Source organism: Micromonospora sicca, from assembly GCF_003172935.1.
GTDB lineage: Bacteria > Actinomycetota > Actinomycetes > Mycobacteriales > Micromonosporaceae > Micromonospora > Micromonospora sicca.
This window is the reverse complement of the sequence record NZ_QGKS01000182.1, coordinates 43,811-60,297: the sequence shown is the minus strand read 5'-3', so window position 1 is coordinate 60,297 and position 16,487 is coordinate 43,811. Positions and strand designations below refer to the sequence as shown.

General features: G+C 69.7%; 12 protein-coding genes. 7 read left to right on the top strand and 5 right to left on the bottom strand.

The window, feature by feature from the left end; translation table 11 throughout:
- The first annotated feature begins 376 nt into the window (after positions 1–376).
- Positions 377–853 carry a PPC domain-containing DNA-binding protein gene (locus DKT69_RS10980; RefSeq protein ID WP_161557808.1) on the top strand — a complete coding sequence of 159 codons (477 nt, stop codon included), beginning with the start codon at positions 377–379 and terminating at the stop codon, positions 851–853.
- Positions 854–1,208: 355 nt separating this feature from the next.
- On the opposite strand, the gene DKT69_RS10975 is transcribed toward DKT69_RS10980, so the two are convergent.
- The 4 genes from DKT69_RS10975 to DKT69_RS10960 all read right to left on the bottom strand — a co-directional run bounded on the left by DKT69_RS10975 (position 1,209) and on the right by DKT69_RS10960 (position 4,897).
- Entirely contained in the window at positions 1,209–1,721 is a 513-nt protein-coding gene (locus DKT69_RS10975) for an integrase core domain-containing protein (RefSeq protein ID WP_201749580.1), read from the bottom strand.
- A complete protein-coding gene (locus tag DKT69_RS39665) occupies positions 1,703–2,278 on the bottom strand; it encodes a helix-turn-helix domain-containing protein (protein ID WP_236647641.1) in 576 nt (191 codons plus the stop codon). The genes DKT69_RS10975 and DKT69_RS39665 overlap by 19 nt, the downstream gene beginning before the upstream one ends.
- A gap of 200 nt (positions 2,279–2,478) precedes the next feature.
- Positions 2,479–3,987, bottom strand: coding sequence for a sugar ABC transporter ATP-binding protein (locus DKT69_RS10965; protein ID WP_109801455.1), 1,509 nt, complete (start codon positions 3,985–3,987; stop codon positions 2,479–2,481).
- A 73-nt stretch (positions 3,988–4,060) separates the two neighbouring features.
- Entirely contained in the window at positions 4,061–4,897 is an 837-nt protein-coding gene (locus DKT69_RS10960) for a DeoR/GlpR family DNA-binding transcription regulator (protein ID WP_201749579.1), read from the bottom strand.
- Between the two features lie 259 nt (positions 4,898–5,156).
- On the opposite strand from DKT69_RS10960, the gene DKT69_RS10955 reads away from it, so the two are divergent.
- Together DKT69_RS10955 and DKT69_RS10950 are read left to right on the top strand one after the other, a co-directional pair.
- Positions 5,157–7,643, top strand: coding sequence for a LamG-like jellyroll fold domain-containing protein (locus DKT69_RS10955; protein ID WP_109801453.1), 2,487 nt, complete (start codon positions 5,157–5,159; stop codon positions 7,641–7,643).
- Positions 7,640–10,534: an MGH1-like glycoside hydrolase domain-containing protein gene (locus tag DKT69_RS10950; protein ID WP_109801452.1), complete on the top strand. Its 2,895-nt coding sequence runs from the start codon at positions 7,640–7,642 to the stop codon at positions 10,532–10,534. The genes DKT69_RS10955 and DKT69_RS10950 overlap by 4 nt, the downstream gene beginning before the upstream one ends.
- Before the next feature lie 119 nt (positions 10,535–10,653).
- Here DKT69_RS10950 and DKT69_RS10945 read toward each other — a convergent pair whose 3' ends face one another.
- Positions 10,654–11,790, bottom strand: coding sequence for an RNA-guided endonuclease InsQ/TnpB family protein (locus DKT69_RS10945; RefSeq protein ID WP_109801451.1), 1,137 nt, complete (start codon positions 11,788–11,790; stop codon positions 10,654–10,656).
- A 131-nt stretch (positions 11,791–11,921) separates the two neighbouring features.
- Between DKT69_RS10945 and DKT69_RS10940 the strand changes: the two genes are divergently transcribed.
- From DKT69_RS10940 to DKT69_RS10925, 4 genes are read left to right on the top strand one after another with little or no spacing between them, the layout of a single operon-like run.
- On the top strand, positions 11,922–12,986 hold the full coding sequence (locus DKT69_RS10940) for an ABC transporter substrate-binding protein (protein WP_201749578.1): 1,065 nt from the start codon (positions 11,922–11,924) through the stop codon (positions 12,984–12,986).
- A complete protein-coding gene (locus tag DKT69_RS10935; protein ID WP_109801449.1) occupies positions 12,986–14,512 on the top strand; it encodes a sugar ABC transporter ATP-binding protein in 1,527 nt (508 codons plus the stop codon). The genes DKT69_RS10940 and DKT69_RS10935 overlap by 1 nt, the downstream gene beginning before the upstream one ends.
- Positions 14,505–15,467, top strand: coding sequence for an ABC transporter permease (locus DKT69_RS10930; protein WP_109801448.1), 963 nt, complete (start codon positions 14,505–14,507; stop codon positions 15,465–15,467). The genes DKT69_RS10935 and DKT69_RS10930 overlap by 8 nt, the downstream gene beginning before the upstream one ends.
- Complete coding sequence (locus tag DKT69_RS10925) at positions 15,464–16,486, top strand: ABC transporter permease (protein WP_109801447.1); 1,023 nt, start codon at positions 15,464–15,466, stop codon at positions 16,484–16,486. Before DKT69_RS10930 ends, DKT69_RS10925 begins: the two co-directional genes overlap by 4 nt.
- The last annotated feature ends 1 nt before the right edge of the window (position 16,487 follow it).

The following is a 16,487-nucleotide window of genomic DNA, read 5'->3' as shown; positions in this document are numbered from 1 at the left end:
AGCATCCCCACAAGATCCTCATAAGAGGGACGCTGCGGCTCGGACGACACCCGAAGATCATGCCAGCACGCCAGCCACAGTGGACAACAGGTCCCGATCAGCGACTCACCTCAGGCTGAACACGTACCCCGCACCCTGAGGAGGAGACTCGGCACGTCCCTGCGTGGGGGCATTGTGCTACCCGGTGGCCGGGTCGGGAAACGCCCTAAGACGTGACGACCCAAGTGTCGGCCCTCGCAGGAAAATGATCTGCTCCGAGATCGAAATGGCGGCACCAGCAACGGGTATCGCAGATGGCACGACACCGGGAACGGCTGGGCCGCTGGGCGGCGGAGGTGTAACCGCAGCTCACCGGCAAAGTAGGGGAGGCAGGATTATGGAGACACTAGAATTGGCCGACAGCGGCCGGCGCGTAGTGGTCGTCGCCGTCGATAAGGGCGAGGACGCGGTGACCGCCATCCACCAAGCGGCACAGCAGTGCGACATCCGGGGGGCGAGGGTCACGGCAGTCGGCGGGTTCCGCTCGGCGGAGGTGGGCTACTTCGACCGCGAGCGGCGCGCCTACGACCGCATCCCGGTGCCCGAACAGGTCGAGGTCCTGTCACTGCTCGGCGACATCGCCGACGACCGCGGCAAGATCGCCCTGCACATACACACGGTTCTCGGCCGCCGGGACGGCACCACCGTCGGCGGGCACCTCCTGCACGGCGAGGTCTGGCCCACCCTCGAGGTCATCATCACCGAGGTCGGGGCCAACCTCACCAAGCACGTCGACCAGGAGACCAGGCTGGCCCTGCTCGCCCCGAGCACCGACCGCACGCCGGCCATCGCGCAGGCACATGCCGGCCGATAGCGGTCCGTCGGGGCCGTTGCAGCGGCGGGCCAGGCGGGCACCGAAAGCCGTACGGGACGGTCAGGCGAGGTGGTGATTCGCTCTCTATCTCCCGCGCCTGTGCTACGGCCCGTTTCCGATCGTCGGAGCGAGCCTCATCAAGGACGCTCTCGTAGTCCGCGCGCAGCCGGTCGACGCTGTTCTGGTCCGCCCCGGTTTGCGCGGCGACCTGTGGTAGCGCTGCCAGGCCGGCCTCGACCGCCCGCACCCGCGCCGTCCGTGTCTCGTTCGCCCGAGCCGGATCATCGCTGATTCCCGCCCAGGTCAAGACGGCTGGCAGGGTGGTTGCCCTTGCCGAAAACCCCATCCGCACAGGTCAGGCGGCATGTTCGTACTGATGGAGGATGCCGCCGAGCCGATCACGTCGGCGTATGTCGAGATGGGTGATCTTGTGTGGATCGGCGATCGGCGCAGGTAGCGAGCGGAGCGGACGGGCGTTCGCAATGCCCTGGTGCGGGCGGTGCCCGTTGTAGAACTGTTCGAACTCGTGCAGGGCGTGGAGCAGGTGGCGCTGATTCCAGATCAAGGTCCTGTCGAGGAGTTCTCGCCTGCAGGTCTGCACCCACCGCTCCATGACCGAGTTCATTCTTGGCATTCGGACGCCGCTGCGCACGATTTCGATCCCCGACTCGGTGAGGACGGCGTCGAACAGCGCGGGGAACTTGCCGTCCCGGTCTCGGATCATGAACCGCGCTCGGTAACCGGCGTCTTCGAGGTCCATGACGAGGTTCTTCGCGGCCTGCACCGTCCATACGGCGGTCGGGTGCGGGGTGGCGCCCAGGATCCGGACTCGGCGACTGCCGTGCTCTATCACCGCGAGCACGTACATCCGCGCCCCGGTGAGGGTGACCGTCTCGAGGAAGTCGCATGCCAGCAGGGCGTCAGCCCGGGAGCCCAGGAAGTCGGCCAGGTGCTGGAGGCGCGCTCGGGTGCCGGGTCGATGCCTGCCTCCTTCAAGATCTCCCACACCGTGGAGGCGGCCACCTTCACCCCCAGAACCAGCAGTTCGCCGTGGATTCTGCGGTACCCCCAGCTGGGGTTCTCCCGCGCCAGGCGTAAGGCCAGGGTGCGGATGGAGCGCACGGCCCGCGGCCGGCCCGGGCGCTTGGACCGGGACCGGGCCGCGTGGCGGCGGGTGACCTGGTCGCGGTGCCAGCGCAGCACCGTATCCGGACGCACCAGCAGCCGCACCTCGCGCAGCACGTCGCGCGGCAGCCGGTGCAGCAGCGCCGCCAGGAACGCCCGATCAGTCGCGTCGAACCGCACCTTCTCCTTGCCGAGCTGGCGCTCCAGTACGGTGATCTGATGGCGCAGGCAAGGATCTCCACATCCTTGTCCCGATTGCTCATCGGTAGCAGGCGCAGCACCGCGAACACGTTCGTCCATCCAAGTAAGCCAGTCGCAGCAGCACGGCGGACCATCATGCCGCAGCGATCACCAGCCGACCGAGATCCCAGCGCAAACAACTGGGTCAAGATCCCTGACACCCCGTACACCGACTCCCACCAGGGCGGATGAGGTTTTCGGCAGGGGCAGGGTCGTGTCGTGACCGGAGGGGCCGTCGTTCACGTCGTGTGCGGCGGTGGTCAGGTCGCCGCGAGCAGCGCCATGATGTTCTTCTCGGTGACGTTCGGGCCGGTCAACTGACCGGCGACGGCGCCGTCGCGCAGCACCAGGACGCGGTCGCAGGAACCGACGAGTTCCTCCAGGTCGGAGGAGATCAGCATGACCGCCAGCCCGTCCACCGCGAGATCGTCGATGAGGGCCTGCACTTCGGACTTGGTGCCGATGTCGATGCCACGGGTGGGCTCGTCGAGCATCAGCACCCGCGGGTGGGTGGCGAGCCAGCGTGCCAGCAGCACCTTCTGCTGGTTGCCGCCGGAGAGTTCCCCGACCGGCTGGTGCGGGCTGGTCGCCTTGATCCGTAGCCGCCGCGTGAAGTTCTCGACGATCCGGTCGAGCCGGGCCTCGGAGACGATGCCGGCGCGGGAGAGTCGGGGGAGTGCGGCGAGCGCGATGTTGTCGCGGACCGACAGCGAGGCGATGATGCCCTCGGTCGTACGGTTCTGCGGCAGCAGTCCCACTCCGGCGCGGACGGCGCCGGCGATCGAGCGCTGGCGCAGGCGGGCGCCGGAGACGGTCACCTGCCCGGCGTCCAGCGGCATGGCGCCGGCGATCGCCTTCGCCGTCTCGCTCCGACCGGCGCCCAGCAGGCCGCTGAGGCCGACGACCTCGCCCGGTCGGAGGTTGATCGACACGCCGCCGAGCACGTGGCGGCGGGTGAGGCCGGTGGCCTGCAGGATCGGCGGGTCGGCGGGCTCGACGGCTGATGCGCCGCCGGGGGCGGTCGCCCCGAGCGCCACCCGGCGGCCGAGCATCAGCGACACGAGTCGCATCCGGTCGAGGCCGGCGAGCGGGCCGGTGTGTACCAGCCGGCCGTCGCGCAGCACGGTGGCCCGGTCGCAGATCCGCTCGATCTCGGTGAGACGGTGGCTGACGTAGACGATCGACCGGCCCTGGTCGCGCAGCGTGTCGAGCATGCTGAGCAGTCGTTCGACCTGGTCGTCGTCCAGGCCGGCGGTGGGCTCGTCGAGGACGATCACCGAGGTGCCGGTGGCGACCGCGCGGGCCACGGCGACCAACTGCTGGATCCCGGCGTCGAACGACTCGAGGGGCTGTCGTACGTCGATCCTCAGGCCGCAGCCGGCCATGATGTCGCGCGCCCGGGTGTTCATTCGCGCGACGTTGATGAGGCCGAGCCGGTGGCGCGGTTCGCGGCCCAGGAACAGGTTGCGGGCGATGCTCATCTGGGGGACGAGATTGGCCTCCTGGTGGACCGCGCCTATCCCGGCGCGCTCGGCGTCGCGGGGGGAGGAGAAGCGTACCGGCGTGCCGTGCAGCCGGAGCACCCCGGCGTCCGGTCGGTCGATGCCGCAGAGCACCTTGACCAGCGTCGACTTGCCGGCGCCGTTCTCGCCGAGAACGGCGTGCACCTCGCCCCGCCGGAGCGTGATCGAGACGTGGTCGAGGGCGCGTGTGCCGGGGAAGTCGCGGACCACGCCTGCGGCTTCGATCACGGTGCTGCTGCCTGCCACGGTGCCTCCTCGTAGCGGCCGGCGAGTCGGCTGAGGCGAATGATTGCGCACGGCGGGTGCAAAGGTAAAGACGTCAGGGGCGGGCGACGTGCAGCCGGACGGCCCGGTTGGCCAGTTCGTCGAGCACGTCGCGGGGGGCGGCGTCGTCGGTCACGAGGTGGTCGATCTCGTCCGTGGGGATGGTCTGCACCATGGTGTCGACTCCGATCTTGGTGTGGTCGGCGAGTACGACGATTTCCTCGGCGGCCGCGGCGAGCGCCCGGTCGACGCTGGCGACCTGCATGTTCGGCGTGGAGACGCCCCGTTCGGGAGTGAGACCGTTGCCCGAGATGAAGGCCCGGCGCACCCGTAGACCGGCGAGCGAGCGCTCGGCGGCGCTGCCCACCAGCGCGAGGATGGCGCCGCGCAGCGTGCCGCCGGTGAGGACGACCTCGACCCGCGGCGCGTTGGCGAGCGCCTGGGCCACCAGCAGCGAGTTGGTCACGACGGCGAGCTCGGCGTACCGGGTGAGCTGTTGGGCGAAGAGCTGGGTGGTGGTGCCGGCGCCGATGACGATGGCGTCGCCGTCCTCGACGAGCGAGGCGGCGAGCTCGGCGATGGCGGCCTTCTCGGCGGCGGCGACCTGGGCCTTCTGGGCGTAGGTGGGTTCCCGGGACAGCGCGCCGGGTGGGGTGGCCAGCGCGCCGGGCAGGGTCGCGCCGCCGTGATGGCGGTTGAGCAGCCCGTCGGCCTCCAGGATCCGCAGGTCACGTCGCACGGTGACCTCTGAGGACTGGACGGCCTGGGCGATGTCCCGCAGTGAGACCGCACCGTTGGCGTGCATCAGTTCGAGGATGCGTTGCCGGCGCTCGGCGGCGAACATGGTTCGCCGGCCCTCGGTCGCCGTCCGGGAGTCGTCGCCAGGTGCCACGTTGTCCTCTCTTCGTGAACGGGTCGGTCTGCTTCTGATCGTACTCTGCACCGCTCCGGACCCTGGTGAAAGCGCCCCCGGATCGTTTCTGACCGGATCTGATCGAATGGTATTGACTTGGGATCGTGACGGTGGTTGATTGTTTCTCAACGATTTCAGGCAGGCCTCCACCCGGCCTGGCCGGCTCCACCGCTGGCCCGGGCCCGGGCGCTGCGGCCTGCGCTCTCACGCCATGCTCGTGAGAAAGGGGCCCTGAACGATGAGAAGAGCAGCCACCGCGCTGATCGCCGCGGCCTGCGTGATCGGCGGCGTGCCAGGGGTCGCGCGCGCCGAGGCGACCTGGCATCCGGGCACACCACCGATCGCCACGCCGTGGACCGGCCAGGTGTCGCCGGACAACGCGCTTCCCGACTACCCCCGCCCGCAGCTGGTCCGTAAGAGGTGGGAGAGCCTGAACGGGGTCTGGCAGTTCGCGGGGGCACAGGAAGGCGAAGCCCCGCCGATCGGCGAGCAGCTCAGCGAGCGGGTGCTCGTGCCGTACCCGATCGAGTCGGCGCTGTCCGGCATTCAGCGGCACGAGGACCGCATGTGGTACCGGCGCTCCTTCCAGGTGCCGGCGAACTGGCGGATCGGCGGCGACGAGCGGCTGCGCCTCAACTTCGGCGCCGTCGACTACGACGCCACGGTCTGGGTCAACGGCGTCCAGGTCGCCACCCACCGTGGCGGCTACGACAGCTTCAGCGTCGACGTCACCGACGCCCTGCGCGGCCGGAACGCCCAGGAGTTGGTGGTCGGCGTCGAGGACCGCACCGACAAGACCTGGCAGCCGATCGGCAAGCAGCGCAACGTGCCGGACCGGGGAATCTTCTACACCTCGTCGTCCGGCATCTGGCAGAGCGTCTGGATGGAGCCGGTGCCGGCGAGCCACGTCGACCGGCTACGGATGACGCCCGACGTGGACGACGCTAGCCTCCGGCTCACCGCGCAGGTCGCCGAGGGCGACGGCCGTACGGTCGAGGCCGTCGCGTACGCCGGCAACAGGGTCGTCGGCCGCGCCTCGGGACCGGCCGGCGCCGAGCTGCGCGTCCCGGTGCCGAACCCGCAGCTCTGGTCGCCCGACTCGCCGTACCTCTATGACCTGACGGTGCGGGTGCTGGACGGCCCGAAGGAGGTCGACCGGGTCGAGTCCTACTTCGGCATGCGCGAGGTGACCAAGGTCAAGGGCGCGGACGGCAAGCTCCACCTGGCCCTCAACGGCAAGATTCTGTTCAACTTGTCTACCCTGGACCAGGGTTTCTGGCCGGACGGCATCTACACCGCGCCGACCGATGAGGCGCTGCGCTTCGACATCGCCGAGACCAAGCGGCTCGGCTTCAACACGATTCGCAAGCACATCAAGGTGGAGCCGGACCGGTGGTACTACTGGGCCGACCGGCTGGGCCTCATGGTGTGGCAGGACATGCCCGCCATGCGTACCGGCGGTATCCCGCCGGTCGACGCGCAGCAGGAGTTCGAGCGGCAGCTGAAGGAGATCGTCGACGAGCACCAGAGCTGGACGTCCATCACGGTCTGGGTGCCGTTCAACGAGGGCTGGGGCGAGTGGGACCGCACCGCTACCGGCCGGATCGCCGACGAGCTGCGCGCCCAGGACCCGAGCCGGATGGTCAACGCGCACAGCGGCGTGAACTGCTGCGCCTCCAAGGGCGACTCGGGGCGCGGCGACATCATCGACTTCCACCAGTACCTCGGCCCGGCCTCACCGATCCCCAGCGGGGACCGGGTCGCCGTGGACGGCGAGCACGGCGGCCTCGGGCTGGAGGTGCCCGGCCACATGTGGTTCGGCGACGGGCACGGCTACGAGATGACGCCGGACAGCGCCACCCTCACCCATCGCTACGTGGAGAACCAGCGCGACCTGCTGACCGTGGCCAACCGCTGCGGGCTCTCCGGCGGTGTCTACACCCAGACCACCGACGTGGAGCACGAGGTCAACGGGTTCTACACCTACGACCGCCAGATCCAGAAGATGGACTTCGACCGGGTCCGGGACGTCAACCGCGCCATCGTCCGCTCGGTCGACGGCACCGGCGCGAACGCGCCGCAGCTGCCGCCGGGCACGCCCGGGCTGACCGGGGTGGGCTGGTGGCCGCTGGACGAGGGCACCGGCACGGTGACCGACGACAAGGCCGGCAACCACGACGGGACGCTGATGAACGGCGCGACGTGGACCACCGGCCACTCCGGCAGCGCGGTGCAGCTCAACGGCGTGAACCAGTACGTCGACACCCGCGCCGCGATCCTCGACACCACCGGCAACTACACCGCGTCCGCCTGGGTGAAGCTGGACAGCCTCGGCGGGTTCGCCACCGCGGTGAGCCAGGACGGCAGCAACCACAGCGCCTTCTTCCTGCAGTACTCCGGCGCGGACAACCGGTTCGCGTTCAGCTTCGCCGGGGTCCGGGCGCTCGCGCCGACCGCACCGCAGACCGGCCGCTGGTACCACCTGGTCGGCGTGCGGGACGCCGCCACCGGCACGCTGACGCTCTACGTCGACGGGCAGCGGGCCGGCACGGCCAGCTCCTGCCTGGGCGAGGCGTCCAGCGGACCGACGGTCATCGGACGGGCCTGGTACAACAGCGGCCCGGTCGACTACTGGCGCGGCGCGATCGACCAGGTGCAGGTCTACGACCGCGCCCTGTCCGCCGCCGAGGTCGCCCAGCTCTACGCAGCGGGAGCCAGCAAGTGAGGCAGACCGGCCTCGTCGCCGTCGTCGCCGCGGTGTTGACCGCGGCGGCGACGGCCGCCCCCGGCGCCGCCGCACCGCCGGAGGGCCCGCCGCCGCTGGCTGCCGCGTCGCCGTATCCCACCGTCGGCGCGGGCACCCACTTCCTCGACCACCGGCGCTACCTGACCGGGTACGCCGAGCCGGCCTGGTACGAGGCGAACATCCCCTTCGTGGACCTGCCCGACCAGCAGATCCAGGACGTCTACTACTACCGCTGGCGGGTGTGGAAGGAGCACCTGCGCTACACCGGCCCGACCGACGGCTGGGTGCTGACCGAATTCCTCGACTGCTGCGGGTACGCCGCGCCGTACCAGGCCATCAACGCCGCAGCCGGGCACCACGTCACCGAGGGTCGTTGGGTGCGCGACCGGAGCTACCTGAACGACTATCTGACGTTCTGGCTCACCGGCCCTGGGCAGCGGCCGCAGACGGTCAACCCCGAGGCGCCCGACTGGGCGCACGAGTACAGCTTCTGGGCGGCGACGGCCGCCCACCATCGCGCGCAGGTGACCGGCGACTTCGCCTTCCTCCAGCGCCTGCAGGACGCCCTGATCGCCCAGTACCGCGATTGGGACAACCACTTCGATCCGGAGCTGGGGCTCTACTGGCAGCGCCCGGTCTGGGACGCCAAGGAGCTTTCCCCGGCGAGCTACGCCTCCAGCGACCACTTCGGCGGCGTGCACACCTTCCGGCCGTCCATCAACGCCTACCAGTACGGCGACGCGCTGGCGATCAGCGCGATCGCCCGGCGCAACGGCGACGAGAAGGTCGCCGCCGAGTACGCCGGGCGTGCGGCGGCGCTCAAGGCCAACGCGCACCGGTGGCTGTGGGACCCGGAGGCGAAGTTCTGGCTGGACATCGTCGACGAGAACAACCCGACCCACGAGCGGCAGCAGGTCCGCACCGAGGTCGGCTTCATCCCGTGGCAGTTCGGCCTGGCCGAGCCGGCCGACTCGGTGGCCTGGCGGCAGCTGCTGGACCCGCAGGGCTTCGCCTCGGCGTACGGGCCGACGACGGTCGAACGGCGCAGCCCCTACTTCATGAGCGAGGCCGCCCAGGGGTGCTGCCACTGGGACGGACCGTCCTGGCCGTACAGCACCTCACAGGCGCTGACCGGCCTGGCGAACCTGCTCGACGACCAGCCGGCGCAGGACGACATCGGCCGCGATGACTACTACGCCCTGCTGCGGACCTATGCGCTCACCCAGTACCGCGACGGCCGGCCGTACGTCGCCGAGGCACACCACCCGGACGAGAAACGCTGGATCTACGACGGACACTCGCACAGCGAGGACTACCTCCATTCGTCGTACACCGACCTGGTCATCTCGGGTCTGCTCGGCCTGCGCCCACAGGACGGCGGCACGCTGAAGCTGAAGCCGCTGGTGCCGGACGCCTGGGACCACTACGCGATCGAGAACGTGCCCTACCACGGGCACAACGTGACGGTCCTGTGGGATCGCGACGGTTCCCACTACGGGCAGGGCGCCGGGCTGCGCGTGTACGTCGACGGCGCGCTGCGTACGGTGGCCGCCGAGCCCGGCCCGCTCACCGTGCCGGTCGGCGCGACCGAACCGGCCCCGCAGACCGTACGCCTGGTCAACGACGCGGCGAATTCCCTGCGCACCGGCTACCCAAAGCCCATCGCGTCCTACACCTCGCCGTACGACAATCCCTGGAACGCGCTCGACGGCAAGGTGTGGTTCAACGAGGTGCCGCAAAACACCCGGTGGACCAACTACCGGTCGCCCAACGCGCAGGACTGGTACGGCGTCGACTTCGGCGGCCCGACCCGGGTCCAGGACGTGCGCTGGTACGGCTACGACGACGGGGGCGGCGTACAGGCCGCGGCGGACTACCGGTTGCAGTACTGGACCGACGGCGCCTGGGTCGACGTCCCGGAGCAGCGCCGTTCCAGCCAGCAGCCGATCGGGAACGGCCTCAACCGGATCACCTTCCCGGCGCTGACGACCGACCGGCTCCGGCTGCTCTTCACCAACCCCGTCGGGGCGTTCGTCGGCGTCAACGAACTGCAGGCATGGAGCACCTCCAGCGCGGCCGCCGGATTCGTCGTCGGCGACGGCGGCCAGGTGTCGGTGCGGCCGGGCCAGGCCACCACCGTGACCACCACGTTCACCAACCGGTCCGACCGGCCCGCCGAGGACGTCTCGGTCAGCCTCGCGGCGCCGCGCGGATGGACGGTGACGCCCCTGGACGCCGTGCTCACCCGGCGCGTGCCACCGGTCGGGACGATCACCACCAGGTGGTCGGTCCGCCCGGCGGACGGTGTGGCGCCGTGCGACGACGCGGCGCTGACCGGCGAGGCTGTCTACACCGTCGGCGGGGTGCGGCAGCCGACGCACGCCCGGGCGACCGTCGAGGTCGGCTACGACCCGGCGCAGCCGCGCGGCCTGCGCGGCGACTACTACGTGAGTACGGGACCGGGGGCCTTCGACTTCGGTGCGCTGAAATCGTCCGCGGTCGACCCCAACCTCGACTTCGACGATCTCGAACCGGTCCTGCGGCAGCGCACCGGCCAGTCCGACGACGTCACGGTCCGGTGGACCGGCTCGATCGTGCCCAGGTACTCGGAGACCTACACCTTCTCGATGATCGGCGACAACGGCTTCCGGCTGTGGGTCGACGGGCGACTGTTGATCGACAACTGGATGGACAACTGGGACGTCGAGCGGACCGCCGCCCCGATCACCCTGCGGGCGGGGACCAGCTACGACATCAAGGTCGAGTACTTCGAGCACTACGGCGGCTCGAACCTGCACCTGCGCTGGCAGAGCCCGAGCCAGCCGAAGGGCGCCGTCGAGACCTGTGCGCTGTATCCCCCTGCCGATTGACATCCTTCCGGCCTTGGAGGGCCGGGGTTCTCACGGTCGCCCGTGAGGTTTCCTGTTTCATCGCCGACTGCCTTGCCGGGAGGTTTCCCTTGAGGTCTTACATCAGCTCCGCAGGCGTTTTACCTCTCCGCCAGCCCGGCGGCGAGGATGTTCTTGGCAGCGTTGATGTCCCGGTCGTGCTCGGCCCCGCAATCCGGGCACGTCCAGGCGCGGACATTGAGGGCGAGGGTGGTGTTGATCCGTCCGCACACGGAGCAGGTCTTGGACGACGGGTACCACCGGTCGACGGGGATCACCTCACGCCCGTACCACTGGGCTTTGTACTCCAGCATGCTGCGGAACTGACTCCAACTCGCGTCGGAAATGACGCGGGCCAGGCGGCGGTTGCGGAGCATGGTACGCACGCTGAGGTCTTCGATCACGACCGTTTGGTTCTCACGGACGAGTCGGGTGGTCAGCTTGTGCAGGTGGTCCCGCCGCCGGTCGGCGATACGGGCATGGATGCGGGCGACCTTCATTCGGGCCTTGGCCCGGTTCGCGGAGCCGTCCTGTTTGCGGGCCAGGTCCCGCTGGGCCTTGGCCAGCTTGCGCCGGTCGGCCTGCCCGTAACGCGGGTTGGCTACCTTGCCGTGTTCGTCGCTCACGCCGGCAAGAGGGTGGGACAGGGTGATCAGGCTGGTGATGCCCGCGTCCACACCCACCTCCGCCGCAACGGGCGGCAGGGGCTTCACCGTCGGGTCCTCCACCAGCAGGGACACCAACCAGCGGCCGGCGGCATCCCGAGACACGGTGACCGTGGAAGGTTCCGCCCCTTCGGGCAGAGGCCGCGACCACACGATGTTCAACGGAGCGTCCATCTTGGCCAGAGTGAGCTGACCGTCACGCCAACGGAACGCGGAGCAGGTGAACTCCGCCGACGCCCGCGACTTGCGCTTGGACTTGAACCTCGGATACCGGGACCGCTTGTCCCAGAACGCCGCGAACCCGGCCTGCAAGTGCCGCAGCGTCTGCTGCAACGGCACCGAACTGACCTCGTTGAGGAACGCCAACTCCTGCGTGCGCTTCCACTCGGTCAGCCACGCCGAGGACTGCACGTACGTGGTGCGCTGACGGTCAACCACCCACGCCCGAGTGCGGGCCTCCAACGCCCGGTTGTACACCAGACGCACGCACCCGAAGGTGCGGTTCAACTGCCCAGCCTGTTCGGCGGACGGGTAGAAGCGGTACCTGAACGCCCGCTTCACCACCCCACCCATGCCTCACACCCTACCAACCGTCCATGTAAGACACACATCAACGGGAGACAGCGGCGTTTCCTCCCGGCCCTGAACGGCCGGGTTTCCACGCCGCAATTCCGATGAAGAATCCCTCAGCGAAAGGACCTCTAATGTCCAGGACATCCGGATTGGCGGCGGTCGCGCTGGCCGCCCTGCTCACCACCGCGGCGTGCGCCAAGAGCGAGGACAGCGGCGACACGCCCACACCAGCCGGCAGCGCGGGCCAGCAGGTCGTGCAGAGCGCGGGCGCCACCGGCCCGACCTGCACCCTGCAGAGTTTCGGCGGGCAGAAGTTCGACCTCAAGAAGGACGTAATCGGCTTCTCCCAGTCGGAGAAGGAAGCCAACCCGTTCCGCATCGCCGAGACCAAGTCCATCAAGGACGAGGCCGCCAAGCTCGGCATCGCCAACCTGCGGGTCACCAACGCCCAGTCCCAGTTTTCCAAGCAGATCTCGGATGTTCAGCAACTCATCGCCCAGGGCGCCAAGCTGCTGGTCATCGCGCCGTTGAACTCCGACGGCTGGGAACCGGTGCTGAAGCAGGCGGCGGAGAAGAAGATCCCGATCATCACCATCGACCGCAAGATCAACGCTCAACCGTGCACCGACTACCTCACCTTCATCGGGTCGGACTTCTACGAGCAGGGCAAGCGGGCTGCCGACCAGATGGTCCAGGCCCTCGGCGGCCAGGGTGAGGTCGCCATCCTCCTCGGCGCGCCCGGCAACAACGTCACCACCGACCGGACGAAGGGTTTCAAGGACCGCATCCAGGAGAAGGCACCCGGCATCACCATCTCGTTCGAGCAGACGGGCGAATTCACCCGGGAGAAGGGTCAGCAGGTCACCGAGCAGCTGATCCAGTCCCGACCCGGCACCAAGGGCATCTACGCCGAGAACGACGAGATGGCGCTCGGTGCGGTGACGGCGCTCAAGGGCGCCGGCAAGTCGCCCGGCCAGGTCAAGATCGTGTCGGTGGACGGCACCCGCGCCGCCGCGCAGGGCATCGTCGACGGCTGGCTGTCGGCGGTCGTCGAGTCGAACCCGCGCTTCGGCCCGCTCGCCTTCTCCACCACCCAGAAGTTCCTCGACGGGGAGGGGATCCCGGCCACCGTGATCATCAGTGACCAGGAGTACACCGCGGCGAACGCCAAGGAGAGCCTGGGAAACGCGTACTGATGGCGACCGCGGTTCTGGAGGCCCGGGGAATCTCGAAGGGATTCCCCGGCGTCCTCGCCCTCGACGACGTGTCCTTCCGGCTGGACGCGGGGCAGGTCCACGCCCTCGTCGGCGAGAACGGCGCCGGCAAGTCCACCCTGATCAAGGTCCTCACTGGCGTGTACCGGCCGGACCGTGGGACGCTGCTGCTGCGCGACGAGCCGGTCACCTTCGACAATCCCCTCGCCGCCCAGCGGGCCGGGATCTCGACCATCTACCAGGAGGTCAACCTGGTCCCGCAGATGAGCCTCGCGCACAACCTGCTGCTCGGGCGGGAACCGTGCAGCCGGCTCGGGGTGATCGACACGACGCAGCTGTACGCCGAGGCTGAGCGGGTGATGACCCGGTACGGCATCCGTACCGACGTGCGCCGCCCGCTGTGCTCGCTCGGCATGGGCACCCAGCAGATGGTGGCCCTTGCCCGCGCCGTCTCGATCGAGGCCCGCGTGGTGATCATGGACGAGCCGACCTCGGCCCTGGAACCGCGGGAGGTGGACACCCTCTTCGGTGTCATCGCCGACCTGCGATCCGAGGGCATCTCGGTGATCTACGTGAGCCACCGCCTCGACGAGCTGTACCGGATCTGTGACCGGGTCACCGTGCTGCGCGACGGCCGGGTCGCGCACGACGGGCCGCTCGGCGAGCTGGCCCGGGTGGAGTTGGTCGCCCTGATGCTCGGCCGCGACCCCGCCGAGATCCGGCGGGATGGCGCGACGAGGTTCACCGGCGAGCACACCACCACGGCCGGCGAGCCGCTCGTCGAGGCCCGCTCGGTGTCACGCCGGCCGGTCCTGCGCGACGTGTCCGTGCAGGTCCGTCCCGGCGAGGTGGTGGGACTGGGCGGGCTGCTGGGCGCCGGGCGCAGCGAGACGGCCAAGGCGATCGCCGGTGCCCTACAGGTCGACGCCGGCACGGTGACGGTGGCCGGGCAACAGGTACGTCGTGGCTCTCCGGCGGCGGCGATCCGGGCCGGCGTCAGCCTCGTCCCCGAGGACCGCAAGGCCGAGGGGATCGTGCCGACCCTGTCGGTACGGGACAACATCGCGCTGGCCGCCCTGCCCCAGCTGTCCCGCTCCGGAGTGGTGTCCGACGCCCGGATCGACCGGATCGTCGACAGCTTCATGCGGCGGCTGCGCATCAAGGCCGCCTCGCCGTACCAGAAGGTCTCCGAGTTGTCCGGCGGCAACCAGCAGAAGGTCCTGCTGGCCCGGTCACTGGCCACCGGCGCCAAGGTCCTGCTGCTCGACGAACCGACCCGGGGCATCGACGTCGGCGCCAAGGCCGAGGTGCAGGCGCTCATCGACGAGCTTGCGGCCGAAGGGCTCGGCGTGCTGCTGATCTCATCCGATCTGGAGGAACTCGTCGAAGGGGCGGACCGGGTTGTGGTCCTGCGTGACGGCGCGGTCGCGGGCGAGCTGAGCGGCGACCAGGTGACGGAAGAAGCGATCATGGCGACGATTGCCGCGACGGGAGAGACCGATGGCTGAGCTTGCGGCCGCGCCGCGCGTGTGGGGAGGGCGGGCACGCCTGCTCGCGTGGCTGCAGGAGTACGGCGTCTACGCGTCGGTGCTCGCGCTTCTGCTCTTCAACGTGGTGTTCACGCCGCACTTCCTGGAGGTGGCGAACTTCCGGACGCAGCTCATCCAGGTCGCGCCGGTCGTGATCACCTCACTCGGCATGGCGCTGGTGATCGGCACCGAGGGCATCGACCTGTCCGTCGGTGCCGTCATGGCGCTCGCCTCGGCGATGGTGGTGCTCTACCTCGGCTACGGCGCTCCGGTCGCGATCGTCGCGGCCCTGATCGCCGGCGCGGCCGCCGGCGCAGCCGGCGGCGCGCTGGTGGCGCACGTGGGGGTGCAGCCGATCGTGGCGACGCTGGCGCTGCTGGTCGGCGTACGCGGCGTGGCGAACGTGCTGGTGCCGCAGCTGACCGAGTTCCGCAACCCCACGCTGATCACCCTTGGCAGCCGGTCGGTGCTGGGGCTGCCGCTCGTGGTCATCGTCGCGGCGGTGCTCACCGTACTGGTCGCGTTCCTGATCAAGCGCACCATCTTCGGCCGGCAACTGGTCGCCGTGGGCGGCAACCGGGCCGCGAGCCGGCTGTCCGGCCTGCCGGTGCGACGCGTCCTGGTCACGGTCTACGTCATCTCCGGCCTGCTCGCCGCGGTGGCCGGAGTGCTGGCCACGTCCCGGCTGCAGGCCAGCGACCCCACCTCGCTGGGCCTGCTCATGGAGCTGTCCGCGATCACCGCCGTGGTCGTCGGCGGCACCCCGCTCACCGGCGGCCGGGTCCGCGTGCTCGGCACGGTGATGGGCGCCCTGCTCATCCAGCTCCTCCAGGCCACGCTCATCAAGCACAACCTGCCGCAGTCCTGGACCCAGATGGTTCAGGCGGTCATCATCCTGGCCGCCGTCTACGCCGCCCGAGGGAGGCGCGCATGACCACCACAACGACTACCGCTGCGGACGCGGACCCCGGCACCGATGCGCGGTGCGGGCCGGGCATGTCGCGCCGCGAACGGATCGGCCACCTGCTGCAGCACCACGGCGCGCTCATGGTGCTGGCGGTCACCGTCGTGGTCGGGGCCCTCGTCTTCGACTCGTTCGCCACCCCGCAGAACGCCGCGAACATCGTGGTGTCGTCGTCGTTCCTGGCCATTGTTGCGATCGGGATGACCTTCGTCATCATCAGCGGCGGCGTCGATCTCTCCGTCGGCTCGTCCTTCGTGCTCGCCGGGGTGCTGGCCGCCTACGGCTCCCGGTACGGGCTGCTCGTCGCACTGCTGCTGCCGCTCAGTGTGTGCGGCGCGATCGGGCTGGTGCAGGGGCTGATCGTGGCACGCACCGGCATGGCACCGTTCATCGTGACCCTGGCCGGGCTGCTCGGCATGCGGGGCCTCATGCTCGCCGTATCCGACGAGGGGGCGAACACCTACCTGGTGCAGAACGACGCGTTCAGCGCCCTGGGCCAGGCGTCCTTCCTGGGCCTCACCGTGCCCGTCTGGATCACGCTGGGTCTGGCCCTGCTGGGCGGGGTGCTGCTGCAACGCACCGGCTTCGGCCAGAACGTCTACGCCATCGGCGGCAGCGAGGAGGCCGCGGTCCTCATGGGCGTGCCGGTCACCCGGGTCAAGGTCCTCGTCTATCTCATCTCCGGACTGCTCGCCGGATTGGCGGGCGCCCTCAACGCCGCCCGCCTGTCCTCTGGTGTCACCATCCTCGGCGCCGGCATGGAACTCGACGTCATCGCCGCCGTGGTGATCGGCGGCACGCTGCTCACCGGTGGTTCCGGCGGTCTCATCGGAACGATGGCGGGCGTGCTCCTGCTCGGGGTCATCCAGAGCCTGATCAACCAGATCGGCGTGCTCACCTCGTCGTTCCAGCAGGTCGTCAGCGGCGCGTTCCTCGCTCTGGTGGTGGTCGCCCAGCGGATCCTGCACCGGGCGCAGCGGCTGTCCTGAG

Coding starts and splice junctions, on each gene's coding strand:
- DKT69_RS10975 (WP_201749580.1), bottom strand. CDS start 1,721: ATGTACGTGCTCGCGGTGATAGAGCACGGCAGTCGCCGAGTCCGGATC.
- DKT69_RS10940 (WP_201749578.1), top strand. CDS start 11,922: ATGTCCAGGACATCCGGATTGGCGGCGGTCGCGCTGGCCGCCCTGCTC.
- DKT69_RS10930 (WP_109801448.1), top strand. CDS start 14,505: ATGGCTGAGCTTGCGGCCGCGCCGCGCGTGTGGGGAGGGCGGGCACGC.
- DKT69_RS10945 (WP_109801451.1), bottom strand. CDS start 11,790: ATGGGTGGGGTGGTGAAGCGGGCGTTCAGGTACCGCTTCTACCCGTCC.
- DKT69_RS10955 (WP_109801453.1), top strand. CDS start 5,157: ATGAGAAGAGCAGCCACCGCGCTGATCGCCGCGGCCTGCGTGATCGGC.
- DKT69_RS10935 (WP_109801449.1), top strand. CDS start 12,986: ATGGCGACCGCGGTTCTGGAGGCCCGGGGAATCTCGAAGGGATTCCCC.
- DKT69_RS10980 (WP_161557808.1), top strand. CDS start 377: ATGGAGACACTAGAATTGGCCGACAGCGGCCGGCGCGTAGTGGTCGTC.
- DKT69_RS39665 (WP_236647641.1), bottom strand. CDS start 2,278: ATGGACGAACGTGTTCGCGGTGCTGCGCCTGCTACCGATGAGCAATCG.
- DKT69_RS10925 (WP_109801447.1), top strand. CDS start 15,464: ATGACCACCACAACGACTACCGCTGCGGACGCGGACCCCGGCACCGAT.